The 18,328-nt window shown below is 60.4% G+C and carries 15 protein-coding genes and 1 pseudogene; 7 read left to right on the top strand and 9 right to left on the bottom strand.

Going from position 1 to position 18,328, the window contains the following annotated elements:
• Window positions 1-31 precede the first annotated feature (31 nt).
• From ACTJLB_RS06435 to ACTJLB_RS06410, 6 genes are read right to left on the bottom strand one after another with little or no spacing between them, the layout of a single operon-like run.
• Window positions 32-937, bottom strand: coding sequence for an NAD(P)-dependent oxidoreductase (locus ACTJLB_RS06435; protein WP_020066071.1), 906 nt, complete (start codon window positions 935-937; stop codon window positions 32-34).
• Between the two features lie 17 nt (window positions 938-954).
• On the bottom strand, window positions 955-2,025 hold the full coding sequence (locus ACTJLB_RS06430) for a 2,3-butanediol dehydrogenase (protein ID WP_204520860.1): 1,071 nt from the start codon (window positions 2,023-2,025) through the stop codon (window positions 955-957).
• A 60-nt stretch (window positions 2,026-2,085) separates the two neighbouring features.
• Window positions 2,086-3,054, bottom strand: coding sequence for an ABC transporter permease (locus tag ACTJLB_RS06425; RefSeq protein ID WP_088174434.1), 969 nt, complete (start codon window positions 3,052-3,054; stop codon window positions 2,086-2,088).
• Window positions 3,051-4,034, bottom strand: a complete 984-nt coding sequence (locus tag ACTJLB_RS06420; protein ID WP_440782798.1) for an ABC transporter permease — start codon at window positions 4,032-4,034, stop codon at window positions 3,051-3,053. The genes ACTJLB_RS06425 and ACTJLB_RS06420 overlap by 4 nt, the downstream gene beginning before the upstream one ends.
• Window positions 4,018-5,571: a sugar ABC transporter ATP-binding protein gene (locus ACTJLB_RS06415; RefSeq protein ID WP_440782797.1), complete on the bottom strand. Its 1,554-nt coding sequence runs from the start codon at window positions 5,569-5,571 to the stop codon at window positions 4,018-4,020. The genes ACTJLB_RS06420 and ACTJLB_RS06415 overlap by 17 nt, the downstream gene beginning before the upstream one ends.
• Window positions 5,568-6,722, bottom strand: coding sequence for an ABC transporter substrate-binding protein (locus tag ACTJLB_RS06410; RefSeq protein ID WP_110406041.1), 1,155 nt, complete (start codon window positions 6,720-6,722; stop codon window positions 5,568-5,570). Before ACTJLB_RS06410 ends, ACTJLB_RS06415 begins: the two co-directional genes overlap by 4 nt.
• A 214-nt stretch (window positions 6,723-6,936) precedes the next feature.
• Between ACTJLB_RS06410 and ACTJLB_RS06405 the strand changes: the two genes are divergently transcribed.
• Window positions 6,937-7,860 (top strand): helix-turn-helix transcriptional regulator, encoded by a 924-nt coding sequence (locus ACTJLB_RS06405; protein WP_440782796.1) that lies wholly within the window; start codon window positions 6,937-6,939, stop codon window positions 7,858-7,860.
• A 200-nt stretch (window positions 7,861-8,060) separates the two neighbouring features.
• Here the strand turns inward: ACTJLB_RS06405 and ACTJLB_RS06400 are convergent, their stop codons facing one another.
• From ACTJLB_RS06400 to ACTJLB_RS06390, 3 genes and pseudogenes are all read right to left on the bottom strand, one after another.
• The gene (locus tag ACTJLB_RS06400) at window positions 8,061-9,938 is read right to left on the bottom strand and encodes a potassium transporter Kup (RefSeq protein ID WP_027804319.1); all 1,878 of its coding nucleotides are present in this window, start codon (window positions 9,936-9,938) and stop codon (window positions 8,061-8,063) included.
• Between the two features lie 295 nt (window positions 9,939-10,233).
• Window positions 10,234-10,839: a hypothetical protein gene (locus ACTJLB_RS06395; protein WP_440782795.1), complete on the bottom strand. Its 606-nt coding sequence runs from the start codon at window positions 10,837-10,839 to the stop codon at window positions 10,234-10,236.
• A gap of 127 nt (window positions 10,840-10,966) precedes the next feature.
• Window positions 10,967-11,086 (bottom strand): annotated as a pseudogene (locus ACTJLB_RS06390) (SOS response-associated peptidase family protein); the annotation flags it as partial.
• A gap of 216 nt (window positions 11,087-11,302) precedes the next feature.
• Between ACTJLB_RS06390 and ACTJLB_RS06385 the strand changes: the two are divergent.
• The 6 genes from ACTJLB_RS06385 to ACTJLB_RS06360 all read left to right on the top strand — a co-directional run bounded on the left by ACTJLB_RS06385 (window position 11,303) and on the right by ACTJLB_RS06360 (window position 18,323).
• Complete coding sequence (locus ACTJLB_RS06385; protein ID WP_440782794.1) at window positions 11,303-11,686, top strand: nuclear transport factor 2 family protein; 384 nt, start codon at window positions 11,303-11,305, stop codon at window positions 11,684-11,686.
• Window positions 11,687-12,289: 603 nt separating this feature from the next.
• Entirely contained in the window at window positions 12,290-13,858 is a 1,569-nt protein-coding gene (locus ACTJLB_RS06380; RefSeq protein WP_440782793.1) for a tetratricopeptide repeat protein, read from the top strand.
• A 742-nt stretch (window positions 13,859-14,600) separates the two neighbouring features.
• The gene (locus ACTJLB_RS06375; RefSeq protein ID WP_440782792.1) at window positions 14,601-15,581 is read left to right on the top strand and encodes an ABC transporter substrate-binding protein; all 981 of its coding nucleotides are present in this window, start codon (window positions 14,601-14,603) and stop codon (window positions 15,579-15,581) included.
• 30 nt (window positions 15,582-15,611) lie between these two features.
• Entirely contained in the window at window positions 15,612-16,649 is a 1,038-nt protein-coding gene (locus ACTJLB_RS06370) for an aromatic ring-hydroxylating dioxygenase subunit alpha (RefSeq protein WP_204520867.1), read from the top strand.
• A gap of 4 nt (window positions 16,650-16,653) precedes the next feature.
• On the top strand, window positions 16,654-17,478 hold the full coding sequence (locus tag ACTJLB_RS06365; protein ID WP_440782790.1) for an ABC transporter ATP-binding protein: 825 nt from the start codon (window positions 16,654-16,656) through the stop codon (window positions 17,476-17,478).
• 29 nt (window positions 17,479-17,507) lie between these two features.
• Window positions 17,508-18,323, top strand: a complete 816-nt coding sequence (locus ACTJLB_RS06360) for an ABC transporter permease (RefSeq protein WP_440782847.1) — start codon at window positions 17,508-17,510, stop codon at window positions 18,321-18,323.
• The last annotated feature ends 5 nt before the right edge of the window (window positions 18,324-18,328 follow it).

Genomic DNA, 18,328 nt, shown 5'->3' with positions numbered 1-18,328 from the left:
CGACTCCTGATAGTTGTGATGCGAGCGGCGCTCAATTGTGCAAGCCGGAGCTCAATTCAACCGCGCGCACGATCGAGAAGAAATCGAGTTCCGCGCCGTCCGCGTCCACATACTCGGCGAACTGCTTGCGCACCAGGGCGGCGGCCGCCATCGGCACGCCTGCGGCTTCGCCGGCATCCACCACCAGCGACATGTCCTTGAGCATCTGCCGCGCTGAAAACGCCGGCTTGAAATCGCGCTGCTTGAGCGGGTCGAGCTTGTACTTGATGAGCGGCGAAGCCGCGACGCTATCGCCGATCACGGTCAGCATCTCGGTCCAGTCGAGGCCGCCCTTCTTGCCGAGCGTGAGTGCTTCCGCGAGCAGCACCGCCGTCGACCCCACCAGATGATTGATGGCAAGCTTCAGGTAGCGCGCCTGCTGGTCTTCACCAACGTAATACTGGCGTGCCGAGATCGCTTCGAATACACCGCGCGCCGCGTCGAACGCATCCTTGGGGCCCGACGCGAACACGGTGAGCTGGGCCTTCTCCGCGAGGACGGTGCTGCCCGAGACCGGCGCCGCGATATAGCCTATGCCCCGCTCTTTCGCAGCGTCGCGAACGGCTGCAGATGCTGCCGGCGACACTGTGCTCATGTCGACATACACGGCGCCCGCCGGCAGGTTCGCGAACACACCTTGCGACCCGAGCGCGACCTTCAACAGAACCGCGTCATCGGGGATGATGGAAAAGACGAGTTGCGCCGATGCCGCGAGCGCCGCGATATCGGGCGCCGGCCTCACGCCGTGCGTAGCGAGTTCGCCGAGGCGTCCCGGATCCACGTCGTACACGACCACGTCGTAACCCGCCTTGAGCAGGTTGAGGACAATGGGTGTGCCCATCTTGCCGAGGCCAATCCAGCCTATCGAAGGCTTTTTCACCTTGTTTTGATCAGTCATTCGTGCGTGCTCGCTTGTCAGGTCGTCTGCGGGTTGATCAGGATCTTCATCTTGTCGCCACCTTTGTCGCTCAGGGCGTCGAAGCCCTTGGCCACGACGTCGTCCGCGTCGATCAGGTCGTGAATGAGTTTCTCCACCGGGAATTTTCCGTTCGCGATCATGCCGATGATGCGCGGCCAGATGGTGACCGGATAACACCACGTGCCCTCTATGTGAATGTCCTTGAGCGACCACTTCATCGGATCGACGGTGGCGGTCCCCACGTGCAAGCCGGCCTGAACGACTGCACCGGCTGATCGCACGGCGTCGACGCATGCGTTCAGTGCATGCTGGTTGCCCGAACATTCGATCGCCACGTCTACTCCCACGCCTTCGGTCAGATCGCGAATCCTCTCCGGCAACTCGCCCTCCGTGGGATCGAAGATCTGCGTGGTCACGCCGAACTCCGACATCTTTGCGGCACGGGCGGGGTTCGGTTCGCTCACGAAGATCTGGCTGGCGCCGGCCGCATGGCACGCGAGCGCCGCCAGCACGCCGATTGGCCCCGCACCCGTGATCAGCACAGACGAGCCGACCGTCACGCCGCCGCGATCCACCGCATAGAGGGCGACCGCCGCGGGCTCGATCAGGGCGCCCTGCTTGTCGCTGACGTTATCCGGCAGCCTGTTCGCGTGATAGTCATTGAGAACGGTATATTCCGCCATGCCCCCACCGTCCCAGCTCAAGCCGACGCACCCCATTTTCGTGCAAAGGTGACGCATGCCCCGCACGCAGTAATAGCACTGCCCGCAAGATGCCAGCGGCATGACCGATATGCGGTCGCCCGGTCGCACGTTCTTCACGTCCCGCCCCACTTCGAGCACTTCGGCGCTGAACTCATGGCCGAGCACTTGCGGCGCCTTGGCCCCCGTCAGCGGATGCGGCTCGGTCGGGACGACGATCGGACCTGCCTGGTATTCATGCAGGTCGGTACCGCAGATGCCACACCACATCGGTTTAACGATCATCTGATCTGCGCCGATGCCGCTCGGGTCCGGCACGTTCTCCACGCGAATGTCGTGTGCACAATGAAACCTGACTGCTCTCATGCCTGCTCCTCCTCTGCTGGACGCTCGCCCGCGCTAGCGTCGTTCCTGAAATCCGGTCTGCTAGCGGCGCCGCCGGGTCACATAGCAGGCCGATGCGCCGATGATGATCACGCCCTTGACGATGGTCTGCGCCTGAACCGGCATGCCGATCAGCAACACGATGTTGAATACGATGATGAGAATCGCGGCGCCCATCAGGCCGCCCGGCAAAGTACCGCGCCCGCCTGACAGCGCGACGCCGCCCATGACCGCCGCAACGATCGAATCGAGTTCAAAGCCTTTGCCGACCCAGTTGTCGACGATGCCGACAAAGCCCGACAGGATGAGCCCCGCCAGTCCCGCCAACAGCGAACTGAGTACATAGCAGACGATGCGCACGAGATCCGGTCGTACGCCCACCAGACGCGCCGATTCCGAATTGCCGCCCACCATGAAGACGCGCCGCCCGAACGTGGACCGATGCAGCAACACGCCGAACACCGTGGCGCACGCGGCCAGGATCAGTATGTTGACCGGCAAGCCCGCGGCAAAGCCGGTACCCATCTCGTGAAAAACGGGCGGGACGTTGCCTGAGGGCGCGCCTTGTGTGTAGGCGAAGCGAAGACCTTCGAGTACGACGGCCGTAGCGAACGTCGCGAGAAACGGCGAGACCTGCCGTTTCGTGACAAGCAGTCCGTTCAAGAGGCCGGAGCACATGCACATGGCGACGGTCGCGCCGAAGATCGCGGGTGCCGATGCGTTCGTGCCGTCGAAGCCCGTAGCTATGACTGCGGCCGTCGCCATCACGGAAGCGACGGAGAGATCGAGCCCGCCTACGAGGATCACGAACACCTGCCCAATGACGACGATGCCGAGCGGCGCGAACTGCATCAGCATGTTCACGACATTGTCGCGCCGCAGGAAGGTAGGCGAAAACACACCGGAGGCAATGACCAGGACCGCGAAGAAGACATAGATGCCGTAGCGGCGCGCTGTATCTATCGAGAGATAGCGTGCAAGCGACGGACGTTTGGAGAGAACCGAACTCATGCTGTCACCCGTTTGCGCTGCGCATTGACCGACACCGCGATGATGACGGCTAACCCCTGGACAATCAGTTGGTACTGCGACGCGATCCCGGCGAAGTTGATCAGGTTGTTAAGAAGGCTCAGCAGGTACACGGCGATCAGCGTGCCGATCACGCCACCCCGGCCGCCGGTCAGCACGGTGCCGCCCACCACCACGGGCGTGATCGACGCCAGCGTGTAGTTCACGCCGAGATAGGGCTGTCCGGAACCGAATTGCGCGGCCAGATAGATGCCTGTCACGCCCGCGCAGACTGCGGAGAAGACGTAGACGAACAGGATCACGCGCGCCTTGGGAACGCCAGTGAGGCTGGCCGCATGTTCGTCGTCTCCCACCATGTAGATGTAGTGTCCGAGGCGGGTGCGGCGCATGAAAAACGACAGCGCAAAGTAAAGCAGTACTATGATCGTCGCCGTCACCGGTATGTTCAGGAAGCGGCCGTAGGCAATCGAATCGAAGCCGTCCGGAACATTGCCTGCCGGCCCGAGCGAGTAGTACAGAATCGCGCCCTGCAAAACGGCGCCCATGCCGAGCGTCACGATCAGCGGATGGACCTTGAGCCGCAGCACGAGGCCGCCATTAATCAGGCCGACTACTGCTGAAAGCAGCAGCACGACAACGATGGCGCTCGTCCATCCGCCATGAGGGTTGTCCGCGAGGCCGGACGTTAGAGTCGCGCTCGCGCTGATGAGCGAACCCACCGAGAGGTCGATGCCGCCGGTCAGAATAGCCAGCGTCTGCCCGAGGGCCACAAGGGCGAGTCCCGTGGCTTGCTGATGAACATTCAGCAGGTTGCCGACGGTCGCGAAGCGGTCGCTGGCATAGGCGCCTGCGATCAGGAGCAAAACCAGCAGACAGAACCCTGCCAACGGAGCGGCGTTATGCGCCATGTGGCGCCGCATGCCGGTTGCCCTGCCGCCGGTTCGATCAATAAGCGTGCTCATGCGCGTCTCCTGTGGTTTGTGACGTTTCGGTCGTGGCAAGGCGCATGATGTCGTGCTCGGTCATCTGTTCGCCGCTCACTTCGCCGTTGATGCGGCCTTCCCGCATGACCAGCACGCGATCCGACATGCCGATCACCTCCTGCAACTCCGAACTGATCATCAGGATTCCAAGACCTCTCGAGGTCAATTCGCGCATGACGCGGTAGATCTCGGCTTTCGCACCGACATCGACGCCACGGGTCGGCTCGTCGAGAATGAGCACGCGCTTGCACACGCGCACCCAGCGGCTTATCAGCACCTTCTGCTGGTTCCCTCCGGAGAGCGTGGCGACGCCGCCGGCGGGATGGGTGCCTGCAATCCTGTATTCGTTGATCGCTGCCTGTGCCGCTGCGCGCTCCAGCGCCGGGCGCATCAGGCCAAAGCGCGACACCTGCGCAAGGGTGGTGGCCGTGACGTTCTGCGCGACATCGAGCAGCATGAGCAGCCCCTGGGACTTGCGATCCTCGGTGACAAAACCCAGCCCGAGCCGGATGGCGGTTCGCGGCGTCATCCGGGTGCGCCGGGTACCGCCTATGTCGACGGTGCCGCGATGCGCTCTCAGCGCACCGAAGATTCCTGCGGCGAGCTCCGTGCGGCCCGATCCCACCATGCCCGCGATGCCAACGATTTCGCCGGCACGCACGGTAAGCGACGCGTCGACTACGCGATTGCCCACGCACAGACCGTTCACCTCCAGCACGTTCGGAACGCCGGGCGCGAGGATCGGCTTGTCCGGATAGATGTCCTTCATTTCGCGGCCCACCATCAGACGTACCAGTTGATCGCGCGTGGTGTTCGCGACACTTTGCGTCGCGACCTTGCGGCCGTCCTTCATCACGGTCACCCGATCGCACAGCTCGAATATCTCGTCGAGCCGATGCGAGATATAGACGATCGCGACGCCCTTTTCCCGCAGCGCCCGCACGCGCGCAAATAGCAATTGCACTTCCTTGCCCGCGATGACCGCAGTGGGCTCGTCGAGGATCAACACGCGCGTCTCGCCAGCCATAGCCTTGGCGATCTCGACCATCTGCTGATCGGCGACGGAGAGGTTGCCGACGCGCTCGCGGGAATCGAGCCGCACGCCCAGTTCGCCCAGCAACGCCTGTGCATCCCGATTCATCCGGCCATGATCGAGTAGCCCGATCCGCGTGCGCGGCTCGGCGCCCGCGAAGATGTTCTCAGCGACCGTAGATTGCGGAAACAGCACCAGCTCCTGATGGATCACATGGATGCCATGGCGTTTCGCGTCTGCGGCCGATTTCCATTGCAACGGCCGGCCGGCGAAACGTATCTCGCCCGAATCCGGCGCATAGACGCCGGCCATGATCTTGGTGAGCGTCGATTTACCCGCGCCGTTCTCGCCCACCAGCGCATGAATCTCACCGGCGCGCACACCGAGCGACACCTGATCGAGGCTTTTCACGCCGGGGAATTCCTTCGTGATCCGAATCACCTCTAGCAGATCCCCGGCGCTGATGTCAGCGTGCCCGTTCATTTCTCACCCGGTAGCTTGACCTTGAAGGTCGCCGGGTTGTAACCCGGGCCCATTCCGCCGTCGATGATTACATCGGGCGGCCCCTTGCTGTCGACGATCTGATCGATGTACTGGTCCGGATGCGGCACCGACGCCGTCTCGTCCCCGCGCGTCAGCGCGATCTGCGGACTGATCTCGTAGATCTTAGGCACGGTCTGACCGCCGAGGACCTTGAGCGCAACCTCGATGGAAGTGCGGCCCATGGTCGGCGGATAGCCGATCTCCAGCATTGGAATCTTGTACTTCAACGCAAGCTGGAGCGGGCCGTTGAGGTCCGCCGTGGTATGAGGCGGGATTTCGCCGGCCTTGAAGCCCGCGGCAATGAACGCGTCGATGGACCCGGCGACGGGCAAGCCATGAGCGCACCAGACCGCGTTGATGGTGTGCCCGTACTTGGCGATCATCGCCTGCATCTGCTGCTTGGCCTTGACAGGGCTCCAGTCCGAGTAGACCGTATCGAGCACCTTGATGTCGGGATACTGCGAGAACACCTGCCTGGCCGCGGCCTCGCGGTCGGCACTGACGCTCGAACCCGCCTGTCCTGCAAGCATGACGACGTTGCCCTTGCCGTGCAGCTTCTCGACGATCCATTGCGCCCACACGCGCCCCATCATGGCATCCGAGCCCGTCACGAAGGAGACAAAGTTATCCGAAGAGATCCGGCGGTCAACCATCACGACGGGAATGCCCTGCTTCATCGCGCGCGAGACGACAGGATCGAGCGCCCTCTGGGTGTTCGCGCTGACGATCAGCAAGTCGACGCCGCGCGATATCAGGTCCTGGATGTCGGCGGCCTGCTTCGCGTCGTCCATGTTGCCGTTAGTAACGATGAGCTGCTTGATGACATCAGCGTGCTCCGCCGCCGCCTTCATCAGCGAGTGCTGCATGACTACGCGCCAACTGTCGCCAAGCCCCGCGTTGGCGAAGCCGATCACGTAGGGCGGCTTCTTTTTGAATTTAGCGGTATCGGAGAAAGGGATCTGAACGGCGGGGTTGAAAAGGAAGGTTCGCGCGGCTCCTGCGTAGTCGGCGCGCGCGCTCATGGACGGAATCATCAACGCGGCAGCGAGAGCAAGCCCGGTTGCGCGGATCAGGCGAAACGAAAGATGCATTTATGTCTCCGTGAATGTTTTTGTCGTCCTGCCGGTCGTTCATGCACGGGCCTTTCATCTTCATTCGGATCACGACATATAATCGTTTCACCGAACACCGGATGGTGAACGCCAGCGACGGGCTCAGAGTGACACGGTTCGTTTCGCTAAACTAGCAACTGCTATTACTAGTAATGGCAGTAACAGGAATAGGAAAACTCAAGGAGACGAATCGGTGGAAAAGCAGCAGCGGTTAAACGAACTGGCCGATTTCTTGCGCACTCGCCGAGCTCGTCTGCGTCCGGAAGACATCGATTTCCCATCCGGACCACGCCGGAAGACCCCTGGGCTTCGTCGTGAAGAGGTTGCGGAGAAGGCGGGCATCAGCGTCACGTGGTACGCGTGGCTCGAACAGGGCCGCGAAGTCAACGTGTCGTTTCGAACCGTGGAGAGCATAGCTAATGCATTGAAACTCTCGCCGCACGAACGGACACACCTCTTTGAACTTGCGAACCATTACACGCCGCCCGGGCCTTATCCAATCGCGCAAAACGTGACTGACACCGTGCGCCGGATGCTGAAGCAATTAGGCAACATGCCGGCTTATGTGGTCGACGGCAACTGGAACTATGTCACGTGGAACGAGGCTGCAACTAAAGTGTTTACCGACTTCAGAAACCTGCCGGCCGGCCGTTGCAATCTCCTATGGTTCACGTTTCATGCGGAAGGTGCCCGAAAGCTGTTCCGAGAGTGGGACGCCTATGCGAAATGCGTTCTCGCACAGTTCCGCGGAGACTACATTCTCCGTCCCTCCGGCGAAGTATTTCTTCGAGATCTCGTCGAAGAACTGAATGACACCGACTCCGAGTTTTGCAAATGGTGGGCGGAGCACGACGTGCTCAAGCGCAGCGACTGGCGAAAGGTGATCGAGCATCCCGTTGCGGGCGTACTCGAGCTGGATGCACTGTCGCTCGAGGTGCCCGATGCTCCGGGTACTCGCATCATGGTGTACACCCCCGCGCCCTCCACGGATACCGCGGAACGCATCGAGGCGCTGATGAAGAGCACACGCTCAGCTACGAAATCCTTCGAGGCAGCAACGGTCCTGGAAACCTTCCGCAAGTCGGTCGCGCCGTCGCCGAAGAAAACGTCATATTGAACGATTGGACGCGGCCAGACATCTCGAAGCCCGTCCTGCACTCATCCAAGGCACGGCTCGAATACCGCACCCGCAGCCTTAGAAGTTGTGCTTTTGCGCGAATATACGTTCGGCGTGGTTGCGGTTTCCACGATAAGCGCCGACAGGCCGTCATGGCAAGGACGGACCCCAAAACTCTTCGCTCGAGTTGGCACTACCCTTCAAATCTCCACCTGCGCTCCCAGTTCGATGACCCGATTGGGCGGAATCTTGAAGTAATCAGCCGCGTCGCGAGCGTTGCGAGACATCGCGGAATACAAGGCCTCCCGCCATAGCGCCATGCCGGCTTTCGGCGTGGCGAGGACTGTCTGGCGGGCGATAAAGAAGGAGGTTTGCATCGGGTCAATCGAGAGCCCAGCATGCCGACCTTCTTGCAAAGCGCGCGGTATGTCGCGCTCATCCGAGAACCCATAGTAGACGTTCACTTGATAGCAGTTGTGTCCATGCGGGACCACCTTGATGCGTTCCCTATCCGGAACTCTGGGGATGTCCGTGGCGTACACAGTCAGAAATATCGTTCGTTCATGCAGCACCTGGTTATGCAGTAGGTTATGCAACAGCGCATGGGGTACGCCGTCACCTTCTGCACGGAAGAAGACGGCTGTACCAGGTACGCGCAGTGGTGGATTGATGAAGAGCGACTGGAGGAAGTCGTCGAGAGGGATGAGTTGGCGTTGGAGGCTTTGGAATACCAGTTCGCGCCCCCTTCGCCACGTCAGCATGAGCATGACCATCAGCGCACTGATTGTTAGCGTAAACCAGCCGCCGCTAATGATTTTCAAACTCGTGGAAGAGAACAAAGCGACGTCAATCGTCAAGAAGAATCCGGTTGCTGCGACCGACAGCAACAGCGGAAATTTCCAGCCGAAGCGAACAACGAAGAACGTCAGCAGTGTCGTCGTCAACATCGTAGCGGTCGCAGCAATGCCATAGGCCGAAGCCAGATTGGAAGACGAGCCGAATCCCACAACGGCCAGTATGACAGCCGTGAGCTGAAGCCAATTGACGAGTGGGATGTAGATTTGCCCCTTGTGACTTTCAGAGGTCTGGCGGATGCGCATCCGGGGCAGGAAGCCCAGTGCAATAGCTTGCTGGGTCACTGAAAATGCACCAGAGATTGTCGCCTGCGATGCGATAACGGTCGCCATCGTCGAGAGCACTACGAGCGGATAGACGCTCCAGGGGCCAAGCTGCAGAAAGAAAGGATTCGAAACCGCTGCCGGATTCGATAACAACAAGGCGCCTTGCCCGAGGTAATTGAGTGCCAGCGCGGGAGCGACGATAGAAAACCAGGCCAGGCGAACTGTCTTCTTGCCAAAGTGGCCCATATCAGCATACAGCGCTTCCGCACCAGTGAGCGCCAGGACAACCGCACCGAGGGCGACGAAGGCCAACCACCCGTTGTGAATGAGAAAGCCGAGGGCGTGGAGCGGATTAAAGGCAATCAGAATGAACGGGTTCTTAGCGATATTAGCAACGCCCATCGCAGCAAGCGTAATGAACCAGACCAGCACAATCGGGCCGAACCATTTTCCGATACCGGCTGTGCCCCTGCGCTGCAACAAGTACAGTGCAACCAGAACGGCCAATGTCACAGGGATAACATACGGCTTAAGAGCAGGTGCGGCCACTTCCAACCCTTCAATGGCCGACAGGACTGAAATGGCTGGCGTAATTACACCGTCGCCGAAAAACAGCCCTGCGCCGACCATGCCAAGCAGCATCACCGGGTAGTACCAACGGGATTTCTGAGTGACCGACGATAGCGCTAACGCGGTCATCGCCATAATGCCGCCTTCCCCTCGGTTGTCCGCCCGCAAAACAAGAGTTACGTACTTGAGCGAAATCACGATTATCAGGCCCCACAAAATCAGCGAGACCACCCCCAGCACATTGACGGGGACAGGCGAAAGACCGTGATGTTTCGCGAATACCTCCTTCATTGTGTAAAGCGGACTGGTTCCAATATCGCCGTACACAATTCCAATGGCAGCCAGCGTCAGCGCAGCCATGCTATTTTTATTGGAGTCTGTAGTCACGACGCCGCCTCATTGTTGAGCCTCAAAGCATGTAACTGCGGAGCGAACTGCTGCTCCAGCCCACTACAACTTCTGCAACCGTCGCATCGCATCCGCCCTCCGCTTACGTTCCAGCAGTTTCCCGCTACGGCGCTTCCCACCTTTTGATAGTGATTATAGGCGGGAGCCATTCTTGCCCGCTCCGGCGATTTGGCGGCAGCGCGTTTTTTCCAGCACACGCTGTCCGTTGGAGATGCATGCACATCGCGCAACCGTTTCGCGTCGCAATGACAAGTGGTGACGGGCGACACTTCTATCACTGCGGAGCAGTCCCGACCCGCTCAACCGAAGTTGCTCGGGCAGAGACGAATTTCGCCCGGACCGAATCTTCGATTTTCAGACCGTCAATAGAACAATCTGGGGCAACGTCGAATTCCTCAGTTAGGGTCGGGCCGCGCAATGTGACCAACCGTTTCTTCCGGTCGATTTTCAGCACTGTCGCCAGCAACTCCACGCTCTGGGTTGAACTGGCTTCGCCATCCTGTGTTGGCTGCACAACCTCGGTTTCGATTCGCTCGCGGATGCCACTGGATGCGGACTTGGTGAGGTGCGTCAGAATTGCGTTTCTATATGCGATTTTCACCGTGTCCCCCACGTCAAATTCTTTTAATTCTGTGACGTCCGGGCTGACTTCTATCACGGCCATTTCGCCGCGCGTGTCGCGCAAGGTCACACTGTTGTGTGACAGGTCTATACCCGTGATGCGTGCCTGAATATGTCGTAGCACTCCCGCACCGGCTGGTTGGTTTGACCTCTGGATGCTCGCGTCCTGGGAAAAGGCCGGCTGGAATAGCACCGGGCCGGCCAGGATAACCGCAGCGACCACGCCGAGGCGGGGAACCCGCGTGCTGTATTTGCTCATGTCTGCCTCCTTCCCGGGTCTTCCATGCCGGAGCTTGCAATGCTTGGCTGAGTCGGTTCGCCCCTCTCGGCGCGCGGCATTCGCGATGCCGGCCCCGAAAGGTTCGGAATCGAGCCAGCAGTGTTCGTCACGCGGCCATACGATGCTCGTAGTACGGCCGGTCCCTGTCATCGAGTATCGCGTACATTGCCTCGAGGTCATTTGGGTCGGGGTTGAGCCATGCATCTATGTTTTCCGGCTTGATAGGGCCAGGAACGGTCGTTCGACACCGGCTCGAAGATATCGTAGACAATTCGTGAAGTCGTCCCCTTGCTAGCAACTGCCCATCACGATGAAGTTTAGACCTCGGCAAGAGCACACATTGAGCACATGCTTCGTGGAGTCTCGAAGTCGTCTGGACGGGCGCCCGGGTTTATCCCACGACGCACGCAATAGGTGAACGTAAGGTAGCCGGAGGCACTCCATGCAGGAAGAGCAAATAATTGAAGCCCTGAATGCGCACTGGCAAGCGTCAGCGGCCGGCGATCTCGACGCAGAACACGATATTTACGATGACGATGCCATCTGTGACTATCCCCAGTCAGGTGAACGAATCCTCGGACGAATGAATTTGCAGGCACTGCGGAGTCATCATCCAGGCAAGCCAGCAGGTTTCGATGTCAGGCGAATGCAAGGAGAAGGTAATCTATGGATCACGGAATACTCCATCACCTATGACGGGCGGCCGGCTTACACGGTAAGCATTATGGAGTTCCGCAAGGGGAAGGTCATTCACGAGACCCAGTACTTTTCAGATCCCTTTGAAGCGCCGGGTTGGCGGAGTCAATGGGTTCAGCAGATCCCGTGACAATGCATTGCGGCGAGATAAGCACAATCGCTTAATGGTCGCCTCGCTGGAATTTGGCTTCCTTGAATTCGCAGTTCAGCGCTTCAAGGGCCACGAGTGCACCATGACAGTATTGGCCATCGCGCGGAACGAATGGGGGCCAATCGGGCTCTGCTCAAAGCGTACAGGGCGTACTTTGTCGCCAATCTGAGTGGCCGCTGTGTGGAGATTGTGAGTGTCGCCTCCGGGTCGCGTGCTGACGCTCGTGGCCGACTTTTGCCGACCGTCGGGAAATCGACAGGAGACGGCCAGAATACGGACGCTGGTGTAAGCCCTTCAACTCCATACGCGCATCCGGGACGACACCCGACACCACGGCCGAGCAAAAGGCGGTCCGACGTTAGTTGCGGGACTGTGCAATTGAAAGGACCTTGTCGCACTTCAATGGCAATTCTGGCGATTTTGGGAGCTTGATGTCTGGGAAGCGTCGGCGAAGGCTGTGTTGTTCCCTGCAGGCAACCGACGCGGCCATCGATTTGATCTGGAGAGCCGCGTTACGCGCCCCCGTACAATGAGGCGTATCCAACCGTCGACAGATCGCGTTTTGCGCAGTCCTATATCGCCATGAGTCACGACATTGAACACGCTCTCGCCGCCGCTCAAAAGAACCTCATGGCCGGTCAACTCGACGATGCTGCAGGTCTGCTGCACGGTATTCTCGCAAGCGTCCCCGACCACAGTGAAGCGCTTTCGGGCCTCGGTTACATCGCCGCCGAACAAGGCGATCATGCACGCGCAGCAGAGTTTCTGATACAGGCATCGGCGCACATGTCCGTCTCGTTTGAACAACTGAATTTCGCCGCGCGGGTGTGTCAGTTGGCACAACGTCACGACGATGCAATAGCGCTGTTCGAGCGCTGCCTGGCCCGGTTTCCAGACCATGCCGCTTCATTGCATGGCGTCGCAATGGGGCTGATACAGCTTGGCGAACTGCAGCGTGCACTCGACATCCTGGTGCATCTGTGCAAAATCCAGCCGCAGTCAGCCGAAGCGCATTACAACCGGGGCTCGCTGCTCGGTAAGTTGGAGCGCTATGAGGACGAACTGGATGCTTACCGGCAGGCGATCGCGCTCAAGCCGCGTTTCGTGCGCGCATACGTCAATCTCGGTGTCGCATTGCGAGATCTGCGACGCTTCGATGAGGCGTTGCTTCAATTCAAGAAGGCGCTTTCGATCGATCCGAACGACGTCGGTGCCCGCACCAATCGGGCTCAGACGAATTTGCTGCTCGGCGAATTCGAACACGGCTGGCGCGAATATGAATGGCGTTGGCGCGATGGCACCGGTAGCCACGGCTTTCCGCATAGCACCCTATGGACCGGCGGGCAACCGATACGTGACAGGACAATACTCGTTCATCACGAGCAGGGGTTTGGCGACACGCTGCAATTCGTACGCTTCGTGGATCGGCTCAGTGCGGCTGGATCTCGCGTCGTGTTGCGCGTTCAGGATGCACTGCTGCCGCTTCTGAAGAATTATCGGGGCGCGGCCGAAGTCATCGGCGAGACGGGAGAAGTGCCCCATTTCGATTATCACATTCCGACCCTGAGCCTGCCGTTTGCGCTCAAGGTTCGCGCACCCGATCTCGCGGTGACCGGTCCATATGTTCACGCAGACGACGCGCTTGTCCGTCAATGGGACGATCTGTTTACCGCCTCTGCTCGACGGCGGAAGGTTGGGATCGTATGGTCGGGAAGCCGGACACATGTGAATGACCACAACCGGTCTATATCGCTCGAACAACTGACGCCGTTATTCGATGCCGACGCGGACTTCTTCGCGTTGCAGCATGATGTACGTGACAGTGATCGGACGTGCCTCGCGCAGCTTGAGCAGCGCGCGGTGCTGCGCGAGGTTTCCGCGCAGCTTACTACGTTCGCTGAGACGGCTGCGCTGATCGCTCGCCTCGACCTCGTGATCAGCGTCGACACGGCCGTAGCGCATCTGGCGGGGGCGCTCGGAAAGCCCGTATGGATTGCTGTGCCGTTCATGCCGGACTGGAGATGGCAACTCGACAGAAGTGATAGTCCATGGTACGCCCAGGCACACTTGTTTCGACAAACGACACGAGGCGACTGGACTGGCGTAGTGGCTGCGCTTCGCGCAGAGCTCGACGCTTTGGGGGGCGCCTGAACGGCGCCCTGCGAACAGCGGGCGCCCATTCATGTGCTCGCGGCGAGGAGCGGCAAACCGGATCGCGTTATCCCGGTCGTCTCGAGTGTCCAATTTGCAGTTCTCTTACGGACATTCTCGATGACGACTCGACAGACGACTCCGGCTGCGTCTCTATACTCCTCTCGCATCACTGCAACCACATTATTCATTGCGTGCGCGGGGGGACTGAAAACCACAGATGTCATGTCGAACGGCGAGCCCCATCTGTATTCGATCTCTTTAAAATCGTTTCAGTCTGATTGAAGAGCGTCCGTCAGAAAAAGGGTTGGGTTTTCACCTACCTTTATAAAACCGTGCAACGTCTCTCTGTAAGGAATGCGTTCCTTCACAGTGCGTCCATGCCTCACGATTGGGCGCCGCTGCCCCGGTATCGCCCTCTCGGACAGGCCTGCAACAACCCGAGGTCCGGCAGTCCCGGCAACAAATGTCTGGCATGGATATCGCTTAAAGCGTTGCAGAGTATAAGCGGCTAGCGTCGGCGTATCTGACCGGCGTGGGGCATTGCTCTTGGGGCGCATCGCGCGCCTACGTCGACCAGCCTCGACGTTCGAACGGAATCGTCCGGATTCCGTCGACAGGAAGCGTTGCGTGAATCGCCCCGAATCTTCCTCGATCGTCATCCGGCACGCCGAGCGCATTGCGCCCGACACGTTCTTACGTCCGCATGGTCTTCCTACGTTCCAGCAGGGGAGCCCTTTTCATGCGTGTATTGAATCGCATCTTGAGCAGCATCGTTCTAGCCGCGAGCATCTGTTCGACGACATCGGCGCGCGCCGACGATCACATCACCATCCTGACAAGCTGGTATGCGCAGGCCGAGCACGGCGGCTTCTATCAGGCACAGGCCACGGGCCTCTACAAGAAAGCCGGGCTCGACGTCACGATCAAGATGGGCGGCCCGCAGGTCAACGGTATGCAGTTGCTCGTCGGCGGCCAGGCTGACTTCATTCTCGGCTACGACTTCCAGGTGCTGTCGAGCGTCGAGGCGGGGATTCCAGTGACGACGGTCGCCGCCTCATTCCAGTTCGACCCGCAAGGCATGCTCACGCACGACGACGTGAAGAGCCTCGCGGACCTCAAAGGCAAGACGATCCTGGTCGCGGGTTCGGGCCGCACGTCGTGGTGGCCCTGGCTCAAGGAGAAGTATGGCTATAGCGACGGTCAGACGCGTCCCTATACGTTCAACATCCAGCCGTTCTTCGCCGATGCAAACGTCGCGATGCAGGCGTATCCGTCATCCGAGACGTTCCAGGCCGAACGCGCGAACGTGAAAACGCACTTTTTCCTTTTTGCCGACGCCGGCTATCCGCCCTACAACACCACCATCGTCGGCATGAAGAAGACTCTTGCCGAGAAGCCCGATGTGGCCGCGCGCTTCGTGAAGGCGTCGATGGAAGGCTGGAAGAGCTATCTCGCCGATCCGGCGCCGGGCAACGCGCTCATCAAGAAGGACAATCCCGAGATGACCGATGCGCAGCTCGCGTTCGGCGTGGCGCAACTGAAGAAGCTGAAGCTCGTGACGGGCGGAGACGCCTCGACGCTCGGCATCGGCGCAATGACCGACACGCGCTGGAAGAAGACCTACGACTACATGGTCGGCGCGAAGCTGCTCAAAGCGAGCACCGACTATAAGAGCGCCTATACGCTGCAGTACATCCAGAACGCGAAGGTCATGCCCTGAGCGGGCTTCACGGAATCAAGGAGTCCGATCATGCTGGTTACACGTCAGAAAGTTTTGCGCCGCTTCTGGTACGCGGTCATGCCGATCTCACAACTCGACGCAGGTCCGCAGCCGTTCACGCTGCTTGACGAACCGATCGTCCTGTGGAAAGGCGCGGGCGGCAAGCCGCATGCGCTGCGCGACCGCTGTTGCCATCGCACGGCGAAGCTCTCGAAGGGATTCGTCGATGCCGATGGCAACATCGCTTGCGGCTATCACGGCTGGACCTACGACTGCAGCGGCAAGTGCGTACGCATTCCGCAAAACGCGGGCGGCGAGATTCCGTCGCGCGCGATCGTGCAGTCGTATCGCTGCGAGGAGCGCTACGGTTACGCGTGGGTTGCGCTCGACGATCCGCTGCAGCCGATTCCCGAATTTGCCGAGGAAACCGCACCGGGCTACCGGCGCATCCTGCAGTTCTATGAACAGTGGAATACGAGCCCGCTGCGCATGATGGAGAATTCGTTCGACAACTCGCACTTCAGCTTCGTGCACAAGTCGAACTTCGGCCTCTTCGACAATCCGAAGCCATCGAAGTACGAGTTCCGTCCGAACGAATGGGGCTTTGAGGCCGAGACGCGCGTGCCGATCCGCAACCCGCAAGCAAGCTTCCGCATCACGGGCACCACCGACGACATCACCGAGCGCCATCTGATGAACCGATGGTACTTGCCGTTCGCGCGGCGCTTCGGCTGCATGTATCCGGCAAGCGGCGTGCATCACATCATCTACAACTGCGCGACGCCGATCGACGACCGGACGATGATGCTCGTGCAATGGCTCTATCGCAACGACACCGAAGAGCAATGTTCGACCCAGGAGCTGATCGACTGGGACCGCCCGATCACCGATGAAGACCGCGAGATTCTCGAAGCCACCGACTACGACGCGTGCATCGACGTGCGCCGCCAGCAGGAATGCCACATGGCATCCGATCAGCCCGGACTGCTGATGCGCCGCATGCTGCTCGAGCTGCTCGAAGAGCATGGTGAGCGCGAAGTGTTCCGCATCGATACAGAGGAGGCATGAGGCCATGAGCGATGACAGCAAAGACACGGCGCTCGCCGTCCAGCGTGTCGACAAGGTCTATCCGAACGGCACGATCGCACTGGACGATGTACGCCTCACCATCGGCGCGGGAGAATTTGTCTCGCTGCTCGGACCGTCGGGTTGTGGCAAGAGCACGCTGCTCAAGATGTTCGCCGGCATCGAGACGCCCACGCACGGTCACATGCGGTGGTGGGGCCAGCCGTTCAGCGTCGTCGGATCGGTCGGGCGGCGCATGTCGATGGTGTTTCAGGAAGCCACGCTGATGCCCTGGGCGTCGATTGCCGACAACGTGCGCCTGCCGCTCGACCTCGCGCACGTACCGCGACGCGAAGCCGACGCGCGTGTCGCCACGGCGCTCGCGAACGTCGGTCTTGGCGGCTTCGGCACGGTGCGTCCGCGCGAGCTGTCAGGCGGGATGCAGATGCGTGCGTCGCTGGCACGGGCGCTCGTCACGGAACCCGACCTGCTGCTGCTCGACGAGCCATTCGGCGCGCTCGACGAATTCACGCGCAACAAGCTCGATGCCGATCTTCGCGCGCTCTGGAGGAAGCGCGGCATGACCGTGGTGTTCGTCACGCACAGCGTCTACGAGGCGGTGTATCTGTCGGGACGCGTGGTTGTGATGCAGGCGCGGCCAGGGCGCATCATCGCCGACGTGCCGATCGGCGGGCCGGCCGAACGCGACGAAGCGTATCGCGTGTCGGCACCCTTCATGCAACATTGCAAGACGCTGTCGGACCTGATCACCGACGCGCATCTGGCATCGAGTGAAGACAGGCAGGTCGATACCGAAGGAGCGCAATCATGAGTAGTCAGACGCTTGCAACGAAGCCTGCGATGCAGCCGACAGCCGAGCGCCGGCGCAGCCCGCCGCTGTTACAGCGGCACGGCGTAGCGAAGGCGATGGCGCCCTGTGTCGTCGGCATATTGATGCTGCTGGTCTGGGAAGGCTGGTGCGCGCTCTTCAAAGTGCCGGTGTATCTCGTGCCTGCGCCGCATGACATCGCGCTGCAATTGGTCGCCGATGGCCCGATGCTCGTCATGAGTCTTCTCGCGACGCTCAAGATCACGCTGCTCGCCTTCGCACTCGCAACAGTCCTGGGCGTGGCGGTCGCATTGCTCTTCGCGCAGAGTCCGCTGATCGAGGCGAGCTTATTTCCTTATGCAATCTTGCTGCAGGTCACGCCAGTCGTCGCGATTGCGCCGCTCATCATCATCTGGGTGAAGGACACGACGTTCGCGCTCGTGATCTGCGCGACGCTCGTCGCGTTGTTCCCCATCATCTCGAACACCGCACTCGGCTTGCGCAGCGTTAATCCGGGCCTCGTCAGCCTGTTTCGCATCAACCGCGCGACACGCTGGCAGACGCTTGTGCGTCTGCGCATCCCGAGCGCCCTGCCGTATTTCTTCGGCGGATTGCGGATTTCGAGCGGACTTTCGCTGATCGGTGCGGTCGTCGCGGAGTTCGTCGCGGGAACCGGCGGCAGCGGTTCGGGCCTCGCTTATCAGATTCTGCAGGCCGGATTCCAGTTGAACATTCCGCGCCTTTTTGCGGCGCTCTTTCTGATCACGCTCACGGGCGTGGTGCTGTTCGGCATCACCGTATGGGTCGCGCGCATCGGCTTGCGCGGCTGGCACGAGAGTGAACTCTGAGACCA

The organism is Paraburkholderia sp. 22098, from assembly GCF_052045935.1.
Classification (GTDB): domain Bacteria; phylum Pseudomonadota; class Gammaproteobacteria; order Burkholderiales; family Burkholderiaceae; genus Paraburkholderia; species Paraburkholderia caledonica.
The sequence above is the reverse complement of the archived record's forward strand: the minus strand, read 5'-3'. Positions and strand labels throughout refer to the sequence as shown.